The sequence below is a fragment of the Chitinophaga sp. OAE865 genome, assembly GCF_040546735.1.
GTDB classification, from domain to species: Bacteria; Bacteroidota; Bacteroidia; order Chitinophagales; family Chitinophagaceae; genus Chitinophaga; species Chitinophaga polysaccharea_A.
The window spans coordinates 4,348,532-4,362,106 of record NZ_JBEPOF010000001.1; the positions used below are offsets into that span (position 1 = coordinate 4,348,532).

At 47.4% G+C, this 13,575-nt stretch carries 12 protein-coding genes; 6 read left to right on the forward strand and 6 right to left on the reverse strand.

All coding sequences use genetic code 11. From position 1 onward, the window contains the following. Positions 1-34: 34 nt before the first annotated feature. Both ABIE50_RS17580 and ABIE50_RS17585 read left to right on the forward strand, forming a co-directional pair. On the forward strand, positions 35-1,018 hold the full coding sequence (locus ABIE50_RS17580; protein WP_209857603.1) for a glycoside hydrolase family 43 protein: 984 nt from the start codon (positions 35-37) through the stop codon (positions 1,016-1,018). 91 nt (positions 1,019-1,109) lie between these two features. Further along, a complete protein-coding gene (locus tag ABIE50_RS17585; RefSeq protein ID WP_142686851.1) occupies positions 1,110-3,545 on the forward strand; it encodes a TonB-dependent receptor in 2,436 nt (811 codons plus the stop codon). Between the two features lie 30 nt (positions 3,546-3,575). Here the strand turns inward: ABIE50_RS17585 and ABIE50_RS17590 are convergent, their stop codons facing one another. Then, on the reverse strand, positions 3,576-4,802 hold the full coding sequence (locus ABIE50_RS17590; protein ID WP_209857604.1) for an MFS transporter: 1,227 nt from the start codon (positions 4,800-4,802) through the stop codon (positions 3,576-3,578). 117 nt (positions 4,803-4,919) lie between these two features. Here ABIE50_RS17590 and ABIE50_RS17595 point away from each other — a divergent pair, with 117 nt between their 5' ends. Further along, positions 4,920-5,807, forward strand: a complete 888-nt coding sequence (locus tag ABIE50_RS17595; RefSeq protein ID WP_209857605.1) for a LysR substrate-binding domain-containing protein — start codon at positions 4,920-4,922, stop codon at positions 5,805-5,807. Positions 5,808-5,888: 81 nt separating this feature from the next. Here the strand turns inward: ABIE50_RS17595 and ABIE50_RS17600 are convergent, their stop codons facing one another. The 4 genes from ABIE50_RS17600 to ABIE50_RS17615 all read right to left on the reverse strand — a co-directional run bounded on the left by ABIE50_RS17600 (position 5,889) and on the right by ABIE50_RS17615 (position 10,197). Then, entirely contained in the window at positions 5,889-6,872 is a 984-nt protein-coding gene (locus ABIE50_RS17600) for an AraC family transcriptional regulator (RefSeq protein WP_209857606.1), read from the reverse strand. Between the two features lie 30 nt (positions 6,873-6,902). Beyond that, positions 6,903-7,967 (reverse strand): FecR family protein, encoded by a 1,065-nt coding sequence (locus ABIE50_RS17605; RefSeq protein ID WP_209857607.1) that lies wholly within the window; start codon positions 7,965-7,967, stop codon positions 6,903-6,905. A gap of 66 nt (positions 7,968-8,033) precedes the next feature. Beyond that, the gene (locus ABIE50_RS17610; RefSeq protein WP_142686856.1) at positions 8,034-8,591 is read right to left on the reverse strand and encodes an RNA polymerase sigma factor; all 558 of its coding nucleotides are present in this window, start codon (positions 8,589-8,591) and stop codon (positions 8,034-8,036) included. 274 nt (positions 8,592-8,865) lie between these two features. Further along, positions 8,866-10,197 carry a DEAD/DEAH box helicase gene (locus tag ABIE50_RS17615; protein ID WP_142686857.1) on the reverse strand — a complete coding sequence of 444 codons (1,332 nt, stop codon included), beginning with the start codon at positions 10,195-10,197 and terminating at the stop codon, positions 8,866-8,868. A gap of 97 nt (positions 10,198-10,294) precedes the next feature. Between ABIE50_RS17615 and ABIE50_RS17620 the strand changes: the two genes are divergently transcribed. Beyond that, on the forward strand, positions 10,295-11,221 hold the full coding sequence (locus ABIE50_RS17620; protein ID WP_209857608.1) for an NADP-dependent oxidoreductase: 927 nt from the start codon (positions 10,295-10,297) through the stop codon (positions 11,219-11,221). 27 nt (positions 11,222-11,248) lie between these two features. On the opposite strand, the gene ABIE50_RS17625 is transcribed toward ABIE50_RS17620, so the two are convergent. Then, the gene (locus ABIE50_RS17625; RefSeq protein ID WP_142686859.1) at positions 11,249-11,635 is read right to left on the reverse strand and encodes a winged helix-turn-helix transcriptional regulator; all 387 of its coding nucleotides are present in this window, start codon (positions 11,633-11,635) and stop codon (positions 11,249-11,251) included. A 105-nt stretch (positions 11,636-11,740) separates the two neighbouring features. On the opposite strand from ABIE50_RS17625, the gene ABIE50_RS17630 reads away from it, so the two are divergent. Beyond that, the gene (locus ABIE50_RS17630; protein WP_209857609.1) at positions 11,741-12,448 is read left to right on the forward strand and encodes a DsbA family oxidoreductase; all 708 of its coding nucleotides are present in this window, start codon (positions 11,741-11,743) and stop codon (positions 12,446-12,448) included. Positions 12,449-12,591: 143 nt separating this feature from the next. Next, positions 12,592-13,545 (forward strand): ion channel, encoded by a 954-nt coding sequence (locus ABIE50_RS17635; RefSeq protein ID WP_142686861.1) that lies wholly within the window; start codon positions 12,592-12,594, stop codon positions 13,543-13,545. Positions 13,546-13,575: the final 30 nt, after the last annotated feature.

The following is a 13,575-nucleotide window of genomic DNA, read 5'->3' on the forward strand; positions in this document are numbered from 1 at the left end:
TTATTATTTTTAACGATTCATAAAATCTGGTTACATGAAAAGAATGATAGCATTGTTGTTGCTCGCTGGAAGTACGCATGTTTCGATGGCTCAACAGAAAAAGCTGGACAAATTATCCGGGAACCCCGTATTCCCCGGCTGGTACGCCGATCCGGAAGGAATGGTATTCGGGAAGGAATACTGGATCTATCCCACTTATTCCGCTGCCTATGAAAAACAGGTGTTCTTCGATGCTTTCTCCTCGCGCGACCTGGTAACCTGGACCAAACATCCGCAGATCCTGGATACGGCATCTGTGAAATGGGCTAAACGCGCTGTGTGGGCGCCATCGATCATAGAGAAGGATCATCGGTATTACCTGTTCTTTGGCGCAAACGATATACAAAGCAACGAAGAGGTTGGCGGAATCGGCGTTGCGGTGGCCGACAATCCTGCAGGTCCGTTTAAAGACTACCTGGGCAAACCGCTGGTAGACAAGATCATCAATAAGGCTCAACCTATCGACCAGTACGTGTTCCACGACAGCGACGGTAAATATTATCTCATTTACGGCGGCTGGGGACATTGTAATATTGCACAGCTGAAGCCTGATTTCACCGGCTTTATTCCTTTTGCAGACGGGACTACCTTTAAGGAGATCACGCCGGAGAAATATGTGGAGGGACCTACTATGTTCAAAAAGGACGGTAAGTATTACTTCATGTGGTCTGAAGGAGGCTGGACAGGCCCCGACTACAGTGTGGCCTACGCCATTGCCGATTCCCCGATGGGTCCTTTCAAAAGGATAGGGAAGATCCTTCAGCAGGACGCCAGCATCGCCACCGGGGCCGGTCATCACTCTGTTATTGGCATTCCCAAAGAAAACCGCTGGTATATTGTTTACCACCGCCGCCCGCTGACGGAAAAAGCGGCTAATTCCCGTGAAACCTGTATAGACCGGATGTATTTTGATAAAGACGGTTATATTAAGCCGGTAAAAATCACCAGGGAAGGGGTTACCCGTGCGGTGATCCGGTAGATAATTTCCTTATTGCGTAAATAAAATTCCGGATACGACTATAAAGCCGGTGCTGTCTGCTCCAACTTTGCAAAATCAAAAAAAGCAAAGTATGATCAGGCAGACCGGCTTTATATTTTTATTATTAGCGCTCCTTTTTTCACCCGCATGGTTGATGGCGGAAGACGAAAATGCTGGCGCCATCAGAGGAAAAGTGGTTACCACAGATGGTAAAGCGGCCTCCGATGTAGTGATCCTTTTACAGGAAACCAATGAAACAGCGATATCTGAAACGGATGGATCCTTTACGTTTACCCATATTAAACCAGGCAGTTATCATCTCATCATTACCCTTATGGGCTACACGCCCATAGAGGAACAGGTAGTGGTGAATGCCGGGAAAACCACCAACCTCAGGCTGCAGCTGGCTGTTACCAGTAAAGCCCTCAAAGAAGTGGTGGTAACAGGTAACCATAATAAACTTATTAAAACATCCAGCTATGATGTGGCAAAAATGCCGCTGAAGAACCTGGAAAACCCGCAGGTATACAGCACTATCACCAAAGAGCTGCTGCAGCAGCAGGTGGTATTTTCAGTAGATGATGCCCTGAAAAATGCACCGGGTCTTACCCGCATGTGGGATGCTACCGGCCGTGGCGGCGATGGTGGCGGTTATTATAATCTACGTGGGTTTATTACCCAAAGTAAACTGCGCAATGGCCTGGCAGGTAATGTTACCGCTAAAATTGATGCCTATAACCTGGAGCACGTGGAGGTGATCAAAGGGCCATCTGCCACTTTGTTTGGTAACAGTCTTACTTCTTACGGCGGCCTGATCAACCGTGTTACAAAGAAACCTTACGATCATTTTGGCGGAGATGTTACCTACGCGATGGGCAGTTACGGTTTTAACCGCGTAAGCGCAGATGTGAATACGCCGTTGGATAAAGAAAAGGACGTATTACTGAGAATCAATACTGCGTATAATTACGAAGGCAGCTGGCAGGATTATGGCTTCAATAAAAACTTTGCCTTTGCCCCCAGCTTATCATACAGGGTGAACGACCGCCTGTCGTTCCTCTTTGATGCAGAGTTCTCCACAGGTCAGAATACCGGTTTGGGTGTATTTTTCTTCCCTTATATGCAGCCTATTGCAGACCTGGGCACCAACCGTGCAGATGAGCTGAAAATAGATTACAAAAGGGCTTATGTAAAGAATGATTTATACCAGACTTCCCGTAACACCAATATTTTCGGGCAGATGAAGTATAAATTGTCTGACCAGTGGACCATGAGCACCAACATCAGTTCTACCAATAGTTTTTCAAACGGTCCTTCTCCTTATTTTTATCTCCTGTCGGACGCCGCTGCTACTGGTGTAGCCGGCGCCAAAGGAAGCAATTATATTTCCCGCAACGACCAGTTCACAGACAACAGCAGGGATGGTATACTGGAAATACAGCAGAATTTCAATGGGGATTTTATGATCGGCAGCCTGAGGAACCGTTTCGTAGGGGGCCTGGATTACTTCCATCATAAAGCCGACCAGTTCTTTGGTGGCGGCACCTATGACACCATTCCGTCTCATGGCGATATTCCAACGTATGCCAATTTTAACCGCCGGAACATGGATACCCTGTATGCCAACCAGGGCCTGGCATTTACTTTTCCCATTAAGAACCTTACCAACACTTATAGCGCCTACATATCGGATGTATTAAACCTGACGGATAACCTGATGATACTGGCAGCCCTCCGTGTGGATTATTTTGATAATAAGGGCAGTTACAGCGATGTAAAGGGGATCTATGAAGGCGGCTATAATCAAACCGCATTTTCTCCCAAACTGGGGATCGTATACGAGCCTTTGAAAGACCGGGTCTCTATCTTTGGTAACTATCAGAACGGTTTTACCAATCAAACCGGTACTACTGCTTCAGGGGAAACGTTTAAGCCGGAACAGGCCAACCAGCTGGAAGGCGGTGTGAAGCTGCAGTTATTGAATGGGCGCATTAACAGTACGCTCAGTTACTATCATATCAAAGTAAAAGATGTACTGCGCCCGGATCTGGCCAATCCCAATTTTTCTGTACAGGATGGAACACAGGTGAGCAAAGGGTTTGAGGCAGAAGTAATTGCAAATCCTTTCCAGGGCTTTAACATTGTGGCCGGTTATGCTTATAATGATTCCAGGTATGAAGCCGCTGCCAAAGATGTGGAAGGAATGCGCCCCGGTACTGCCGGTGCACCCTCTGTAGCTAACCTCTGGCTCAGCTATCGTATCTCCGCCGGTGTGGCCGATGGCCTCGGATTTGGATTTGGCGGTAATTATGCCAGCGATAACAAGATCATAAATGACCGGACCGTTGGTACCTTCATACTGCCATCCTACACGGTGCTGAACGGCAGTATTTTTTATGATCAGCCACGTTTCAGGGTAGCGTTTAAAATGGATAATATTACCGATAAACATTACTGGATCGGGTATACTACTGTAAACCCGCAGAAGCTGAGAAGTTTTACGGGAAGTTTGTCGTTTAAGTTCTGATAAAAAAGCGGGGGCTGTAACCCCCGCTTTTCAATTATGCAGCAATGCCAGTGCGGCTGTTCTCCTGTATTTCGTGGTGATGGAGACGCAGTTTTTTACGATAATTAACGAAGATCCGGCTACAAACACTGTTAACCTCGGGCCAATAAAGTGCGCCAGTAACCCCGTAAGCAAACTACCTACAGGTATAATACCCTGGAAAGCCATGATATAATAACTGATAGCCCTTGCCCGCATGGAAGGAACTGCATGCGTTTGTATGTAAGTGTTGATAGATGCTGTTTGCGCCATCATGCCTACCCCCGAAAGTGTCATGAACACCAGCGCAAGCGGGAGCCAGCCGGACATTGACAGCAGCAGTACGCTCAATGAAAAAATCAGGCTGGCGGTGATGAGCAGCTTTACCAGGTCTTTTCCCGGTTTGAGTTTGGCCATATAAATAGCGGAGGCTATGGAACCCAGCCCGGCAGCGCTTTCAAACCAGCTGAATGTTTTGGCGTCGCCGTTAAAAATGTCTTTGGCAAATACCGGCATCAGGGTATTAAAAGGGATCACCAGCAGGCTGCTGGCAGAAAGCATCAGCAGAAGGGACAAAAGGTCTTTATCGCCTGCAATGTAATGAAAGCCCTCTCTCAGTTCCGCCCATATGCTCCGGTCGGATTTAAGTACAGGTGGCAGCACTATCTTCATCATCCATAAAGAGATCAGTACGGGTATATAGCTGAGGAAATTACTGGCAAAGCAGATGTCTTCCCCGAAAGTGCTCAGGATGATCCCTGCCAGCGCAGGTCCTGCAATGCGGGCGAAGTTGGCCATTGTTGAGTTCAACGCAATGGCGTTTGGCAGATCTTCCCGTTTTTCTACCATCTCTGCCATCAGCGATTGCCGGCAGGTAACGTCAAAAGCATTGATCACACCCTGTACCAGCGACAGGAAAATGATACCGGGAATGTTATAGTAGCGCAGCAGGATCATGAGGGCAAGCGCCCCTGCCTGCAGCATGGAAATGATCTGCGTGATCACGAGTATCCTGTAACGGTTGTGACGATCGATATAGCTGCCTGCATAGGGCGACAGGAGCAGGGAAGGAATAAGGCTTACAAAGCTCACTACTCCCAGCAGCACTGCGGAATTAGTGAGGCGGTATACCAGCCAGCATACGGCTGTTTTCTGCATCCAGGTACCTATGAGTGAAATTGATTGTCCGTAGAAGAATAACCGGAAATTGCGGGATTTTAAAGCACGAAAAGTATCCATCTGAAAATCATTATTAGGGTATTGATCTGTTATTAAACTGGTGCAAATTTCGGTAAGAGAACTATATTTGTTAAATAGATTGTTTTAATGATATTCATTGATAAAACCGATTAGTGCATGGAGCTTCGTCAACTGATGTATTTTGTAAAGGCTGCGGAAATGGCGCACTTTACAGAGGCGGCTGCCGCATTATACATCACACAATCCACTTTATCACAGCAGATCAAGCAGCTGGAGAATGAGCTGGGTATGCTGTTATTCGACCGGATAGGCAAGCATGTTCATCTCACCGAAGCGGGCGGGGTTTTCCTGTTGCATGCACGCCAGATACTGCTCGATGTAGAGAAGGGTAAACAGGCTGTCCAGGACCTGCAGAATATGCTCAGCGGCGAATTACGTATAGGCGTTACGTATGCCTTTACTTCATTCCTGCTGCCGGCGCTTACCACTTTTCCGATGAAATATCCCGGTATTAAAATATACGTTGAATACGGCACCACCGAGCAGCTGGAAGGCAAGCTGCGGGCGTCTGAACTGGACCTGGTGCTGGCTTTTCACCAGGAGGCTTTTTACAAGGACCTGGAAACGCGGGAGCTGTTCCGTTCCCGCATTGTGATGGCGGTGTCCAGGAAGAATAAGCTGGCGGAACTGAAGAAGATCAGTCTGCAAAGCCTTAACAACATAGACCTGATCTTTGCATCCCGGGGTTTCAGCGCCCGTGACTCGCTGGATGAGGTATTACAACGGAATAAGATCCAACCTGCGGTGAGGATTGAGATGAACGATGTACATTCCATTTTATCATTGGTGGAAAAGGGGCATTGGGCTACCCTGTTGAATGAAAGGGCTTTGCTGGGCTGGAAAAACCTGGTGGCCATTCCTATTGAAGGAAAAGAATTACAACGCCGTGCATATATTATCTGGCAGAAAGGAACCTATCATAAAAAAGCTGCGGATCTTTTTATAAAGGAATTGCTGAAGGAATTGCCGCAGGGAGGAAAGTAAATACACCGGGATCACTATGCCGGAGCCCAATGGCACACAGCAGCAGCACAGGGCCGCCGCCGGGTGACCATCAGTAAGGGGTTATTGTGCGGCCCGCAATTCTGCGATATTGCATTTATAGTATTTTTCAAACACGGCCGATAGTTCCTCCCAGTTACTATACCGGGTGACACTGGCAATATGTGTTAGTGTGCGGTTGGTTTCAGTTAACATTTTAAAAACGAAAGCCATTTTTTCCTGCAGGATCAATTCTTCTACGGTAATGAGGAATTCCTGTTCAAACGGTGCTTCCAGGAATTCGGAAGCCACTCCAAATTTATCGCATAGCGCTTCTTTAGTGGTTGTTTCCGCTGGGTGATGAATGATATAATTGGCTATCTCCCGCAGTTTTTCCCTGTATTGTTCCATCAGCATCAGTGGCGGAGGCGCCTGCAGGAAACGGAGATAGGTAGCATAAAAGTCGATGGCATTGCGCCGGAAAAACACATCTGCGGTTTCTCCCACGGCTTTAAAGCTACGGATCCGGTGCATGATCTGGTAGTTGACCTCGTTGAGATGATAAGGCGTTTTCCGTACCGGCTGTTTATCGGTAGTGGGTTCGTCTACATTCAGTGCGCCGAACAACGGGAACTCCGGCACCATGTATTTTGCAAGCGGAAGGTGGAGGTTTACCTCAAAGCTGACCACGAATTCTTTTTCAGTGACCAGGGTAGCTGTATCTGATGCGCCTTTCAGCGTATTAAGCTCTTTTTTCCCCAGTTTCATGGTCATAGGCAGGGTGGATGAATTTGCGGCAAAGCCGGAAATTCCAACCGGCAAATAGTTTTTGCCGGGAGCTATGGTAGTGAGTGCCACCCCTTTTTTCAGATGAATGAGATGATAGGAAATAGAGAGCTCATTGGCCTGGATATGCTGATCCATGATCACGCCATCTTCATCAATGTCCGTAAAGCATTTGGCATTCGGGATTAACTGGGAATGCAGGTAGCCGGGAACCTGTTCATATGTAGTGCAAACTCTTTTCCCAGGGTTAATCAGAAGGTATTTGGTTATTGGTTGACTCATGGTTAGTATCCTTTGCTTTGATATTGCCTGTTACTTAAAATGCAGCGTACTGTCTGCAGTAAAATAATAATCAGTACCTGTAGTGGCTTTTATCCCTTCCAGGAAGAAGCTCATAGGTGTACTTTTGTCCAGCAGGCCGGTAAAGGTGCGGCTGGCCAGGTCAGGATGATCCAGGGAAGCATGCACGCCATACCACCGGAAAATTGCATTACATATTTCGTCGAGATGCGTATCAGAGAAGCAATACAGTCCTTTCTGCCAGCCCAGTTCTACGGTGGCATTAAATGGTTGTGTATCGAGGGTGGCTGCCTGCTTATTGAAAATGGCCTGTTGCCCGGGCTTCATGGTCACCGTTTTTTTGCCGGCTTTCATCCGCACCTTGCCATCTACGAGAGATACCTTTACCAGGCTGCTGTCGTAGCTGTTGATGTTAAAGCTGGTACCCAGCACTTCCACCGTACTGTTGGGGAGGTGTACCAGGAAAGGCTTTCCTGCCCGCCTGGCGATATTCAGGTAAGCTTCCCCATTTAGTGTAATTTCCCTGGTGCCGCCTTTGAAGGTAGCCGGGAAATTCATGACTGTAGCTGCGTTGAGCGTAATAACGGAACCGTCCGGAAGGGCTACTTCATAGCTTTTCCCATGTGGCACGATCAGGGTCCGGATCCCCTGTGGCAGATCGTCTGCAGCATTCAGGTAAAGGGTATTGTTTTTATTGGGAACGGGCTTGCCACCAATGGTGACGCTGCCGGTTGATTGTGTGAGGTTAATGGTGGGCTGGCCGCTGACCTCCAGTAGTACATCTTTATTAATAACGGCTACGGGCGCAGGTTTGGGGCTGGCAAAAAAGTTCCACTTCCAGGCGGAGAATGCAACAATAGCGATAACTGCAGCGGCTGCGGCCCAGGGAAGCAGTACCCGGTAGAGCGGCCTTTTCTGTTTAAAATCAATGACTTCCAGCCATGGGGCAGGGGCAGGGGGCACCCGTATGCCGGAAAGCTTCTCCCACTTTTCCCTTACTGCTTCGTTTTCCTCGATAAGTTCCTCCAGCCATTGGTCATCCGCTGCGGAAATCTTTCCCGCGAGCTTCTCAGTCATTAGCCTGTATATTTCGTCTGCGCTGTTCATGTACACTATTAACCGTTTATTTAATCGGGCGGGGTATTAGAAAAGGATTTTTTTTAAGGATGCCCTTAAAGTTTTCAGCGCGTTGGCTACCTGTTTTTTTACAGTCTCTTCAGTGGTGTCCATGAAGGCTGCTATTTCTTTCCGGGTTTTATGTTCCTGGTAGGCCAGCCTGAATGCTATCGACTGGCGTTCGGGAAGCTGATTAATGGCGGTTTCCAGCTGTTCTTTCAACTCATCGTTCTCTAACCTGCTTTTAGGAATTGTATAATTGTCGGGCAGCATGATATCCTTTAATCTTTTGTTTCGCGTGGCATCTTTGGCAATTTTATTCAGACAGCGGTTCCGGACGCTGACAAAAAGAAAGTTTTTGAGAGAATTAGTAGTGCTCAGGTCAATCCGTGCGCTCAGATCTTTTTGCCAGAAGTCCACAAAAAAATCCTGGACCAGCTCCTGGGCCTCGGTTTCGTTTTTCAGTATAGTATATGCGGTTACATACAGCCATTCACGGTAGTTTTCATAAAAATACCGGAAAGCGGACACACTGCCCGATTTCAGTTGTGCAAGCAATTCAATATCGTTGATAGATGCACTCATGCTGGGATTTAGTTGATAATCGCAAGCCCGGCGCCGGCTGCTGTTGTCTATGGCTATTATTGATACGCGGTTAGGAAAATACGTCGGACAGTTAGCCACTGCATGGCTATTTTAAGCAATGAGGAACAACCACCCGTAAAACAACTGATTTTATTAAAATAACATGCACACTACAGGATATATTCGATCAGGGGGAATGCCTGGTTTTTTAATCAGAAGTAAAGTTTGTTAATGAATTGTTATTCCGTTATTTCTGAAAGCTGTCTCCGGTGCATTATTTCTTTTTTGCGCCTCTTTTCTTGGGCTTGCCATATTTCAGCATCATCTTTTCTTTATGGCTTATCTTTTTGTTGGTCTTCATATTTTTAGCCAGCTTCTGGTGAAATGCCGGGCCTACATCTTCCCGCTTGGGCGCTTTTACAAGCGTATTCCGCATGTGGACCTTCGGTTTCTCATCTTCCGTTAATACATCTGAAATGGTAAGATCCCCCGGAAGCGGCATTTGGGGAATGGTATAGTTCATCAGCCGCTCAATGGCCTCGAGGGAAGCTGTTTCCGCATCTTTGGTCAACAAAATGGCAATACCTTTTTTATCTGCCCTTCCGGTTCTCCCGATACGGTGAATATAGTTTTCCGGTACTTCCGGCGTATCAAAATTGATCACATGCGTCACTTCTGCAATATCGAGCCCGCGGGCAATGATATCTGTGGCAATGAGGAAACGGTACTCGCCCTGCTGGAATTTCCTTACGGTATTGAAGCGGTGGTTCTGCTCCTTATTGGAGTGAATAATACCTACCTGGCCAGGGAATTCTTTCTCCAGCTGTTCATGCAGATCATCGGCCAGTTGTTTGGTAGCGGCAAAAATGAGTGTTTTGGTCATGCTTTTATCGTCGGTGATCAGCATTTCCAGCAGGTTCACTTTTGTATAAAAGTTAGGAACCCTGTACACTACCTGTTCAATGTTTTCCAGCGGTGTGCCGGTAGGCGCCGCCTCTATTCTTACCGGGTTATTAAAGTATGTTTCAATGATCGCTTCCACCTCTTCTGTGATGGTTGCGGAAAACATCAGGTTCTGCCGTTTCTGCGGCAGCAGGTCCATGATGTTCTTCAACTGGGTCCGGAAACCCAGGTTCAGCATCTCATCCACTTCATCAATGATAAGACGCTTTACCAGCTTCACTTTCAGCGCCCCGCTGAGGATCACGTCGTACAGCCGGCCTGGTGTGGCCACCAGGATGTCCAGTTTATCCTGCACAGCAGCCATCTGCGGGTTCATGTTCACGCCTCCGTAGATACCCAGCACGGATACATTCATATAAGTCGTGAGCTTTTTAACGGCTTCTACCACCTGTACTACCAGTTCACGGGTGGGCACAATGATAAGCACTGTAGGATATTTCTCTTTTGAAAATTTAAATTGCCGCAGCACGGGCAACAGGTAGGCAAATGTTTTACCTGTACCGGTTTGCGCAATCCCGCATACATCCTGACCGGACATGATCACGGAAAAAGCGCGTTGTTGTATAGTGGTGGGTTGTTTATAACCCAGTTCGTCTATCGCGTTTAATAAGGGAGTATTGAGGTTTAAATCACCAAAAGTCATGATACTGCTATAAATATGAACGGCAAAGGTAAAGAATTACCGATTAAGGATTTATCCTTTGTAACTCTTATTTCAATACATTAGCACAAAAAAAGCTATGAAGAACCTCCACATACCCGCTGTTTGTGTACATGCCTATGGAGGCCCGGAGCAGCTGCAGCTGCAGGAGGTACCCGTTCCGGTACCGGCTGAAGACCAGGTGCTGATCAAGGTAGTGGCCAGCGGTGTAAATCCTATCGATTGGAAAATAAGAGAAGGCTTTATGAAGCATCCGTTGCCTTATATACCTGGTGTGGAAGCCTCGGGCATTATTACCGCCATTGGTGAAAGCGTATTTGGCAAAAAGGTGGGCGATCAGGTATATGGCTCCGTAGATGGTTCCTATACCTCCTATGCTATTGCACAGGGAGAAGGTATGTTCCGCAAACCGCATGAAATTTCATTTGAAGAGGCTGCCACCATGGCCGGCGCCAGAACAGCCTGGGGCGCGTTGTTTGATGTAGGCGGACTGGTAAAGGGACAGCGCATCCTCATACATGCGGGAGCAGGCGGTGTAGGACATTTTGCCGTACAACTGGCCTATAACGCCGGCGCTTATGTGATTGCCACCGCCAGTGCAGAGAACATCGATTTCGTTACATCATTGGGCGCCAGTGAAGTGATCAACTACCGGGAGGCGCCTTTTGAAACACAAATGGATCCGGTAGACATTGTGTTTGACACCGTAGGAGGCGATACCACGGAACGGTCGCTGGCCGTGCTCAGGCCGGAAGGAACATTATTATGCATTGTGCAGATGCCTGATCCGGAAAAAGTAGCCGCTGCAGGCGTAAACGCATTATGGGCGGGCACTAAAACACTCACCTCTATGCATGAGGTGCATAAATTACTGGAGAAAGGACTGATCCGGCCTCATGTACGTAAAGTGTTCCATTCATTGCAGGCTGCTGCTGATGCGCAGGAGTATAGCCGGAATGGCGGCAGCGGAAGAGGCAAAATAGTATTGAAAATATCAGAGGAATAAGGCGGAGATAAGTTCTCCGCCCCACTCTTATTTTCCAAGTATCTTTTTCCGGTGCTGTATGCCCCATTTCTGAAGGGCAATGATCACACTGTCCAGCGTAGCGGCATAGGGAGTCAGCGTATATTCTACCGTTACGGGCTGGGTGTCATATACCGTACGCTTCACCAGCTTATGCGTTTCCAGGTCTTTCAGCTCCTTGGAAAGTACCTTCGATGTTATTTTTGGGATACTGCGCTCTATATCCCTGAAACGTTTATGTCCTCTGGAAACAGCGATGATAATGGGCAGTTTCCATTTCCCGCTGATCACATCCAGGGCATCCCTAACAGGCATAATCACCTTATGACAATCAGTATGGGAGCTGCTTTCCGTTTCCGGTCTTCCGCAATCTATTGTGAGTTCTTCTGTTTTCATCTGCATACAGTTGGTTACCTTCGGTAAAGCACTTACCTTAGGGAAACTGGTTACTTTTTGAAAGCAAATATATTAACTTTGCAGCTGGATCTTAAATAAAAAATGATGAAAGTAGAAATATGGTCTGATATCATGTGCCCGTTTTGCTATATCGGCAAGCGGAGATTTGAAGCAGCCCTGGATAAATTTTCCGGGAAAGAGGACATAACAGTGGAATGGAAAAGCTTCCAGCTGAATCCTTCCCTCAAATCCCAGCCCGGAAAGGATGTATACGACTACGTAGCGGAAATGAAGGGGCAGTCGCGAGAATGGTCTTTAACTATTCACGAACAACTGGCAGGAACTGCGCGTGAAGCAGGTCTTACTTATAACTTCGATAAAGCGGTGATCGCCAATTCCTTTGATGCGCACCGGCTTATTCAGCTGGCAAAACAGCAGGGCCTGGGCGATGCAGCGGAGGAGCGTTTGTTTTATGCATATTTTACAGAAGGCAAAGATGTAAGCGATCATGCCACATTGGTGGAACTGGGCGTGGAAATAGGATTGGATAAAGCAACAGTGGAAGCCGTATTGGAAACTACCGAAATGGCGGCAGCTGTGAACAGGGATGTAAATGAAGCGCAGCAACTGGGTATCAGGGGCGTACCATTCTTTGTGCTCGACCGCAAATATGGCGTGTCTGGCGCTCAACCGGTAGAAGCATTCACACAAACCCTCGAGGCAGCGTTTGCAGAATGGAAAAGCACACAACCGGCAGAAACCCTGGATACCTTATCCGGGCAGGTTTGTACGCCGGACGGAGATTGCAAGTAGTTTGATTTTTTATAAGGTAACTGGCTGACTGGCAGGAACGCTGGTCAGCCAGTTTTTTGGGAGATAATTTACTGTTAACCTCTTCCGGAGGTATATATTTATCCTCGTTTTTCTTCTTAGCTTTGCGCCTCAAATATCCATTTATGGCGCTTCTGAAAAGAATTAACCCTTTTTCCAGGCAAAACGACGACACCGGTTTCGGCACTAACGCAAATGGTTATGGCGGCCGGTTCATTAACCGCGACGGCAGCTTTAACATCCGCCGGGAGGGACGTTCGTTTATGCAACGTTTTAATATTTATCATGCCATGTTGAATGTACCAGCCTGGCAATTCGCCCTGGTGATCCTTCTTTTTTATTTCTCCATTAACCTGCTTTATACCGGTATTTACTGGTGGATAGGCATCAACGGATTCCAGGGGATCATCGGTAAAACCACCTGGGAGCAGTTTAAAGAGGTTTACTTCTTTAGCACAGAAACCTTTACCACCGTGGGATATGGCCGCGTGAACCCGGTGGGCGACGGAGTAAACCTTGTGGCTGCCATTGAGGCTATGACAGGCTTTCTCTCTTTTGCGGTGGCTACGGGTCTTATCTATGGCCGCTTTTCAAAGCCCCGTGCGCACCTGTTGTTCAGCGATCATGCATTGATTGCTCCCTACCAGGATAAAACGGCGCTGATGTTCCGCTTTGCTTCTTACAAAGAAAATCATACCCTCACTAATGTAGAAGTGCTGGTTACCACGGGCCTGCAGGTACAGGAGAATGGACAGGCAGTGTATAAATTCTATAACCTGGCACTGGAACGGAGTAAAGTGGAAACGTTGTCAATGAACTGGACAGTGGTGCATCCCATCGACGAAAACAGTCCTTTTCTCGGGTTTACTGCCCAGGATATGGAAGTGGCGGATGCGGAGATCTATGTAACAGTAAGAGGGTTCAATGATGTATACGCCAATACTGTATTACAGCGCACTTCGTATACCTACCAGGAAATTATTTATGACAGGAAATTTGTGCCGATGTACCGGGAAAGTGATAACGGGAAAACAACGGTGCTGGAGCTGCATCATCTGAATAAAACAAGGGAGGTATAAAGTTTTCCGGATGCGGTGGTATCACTGCAT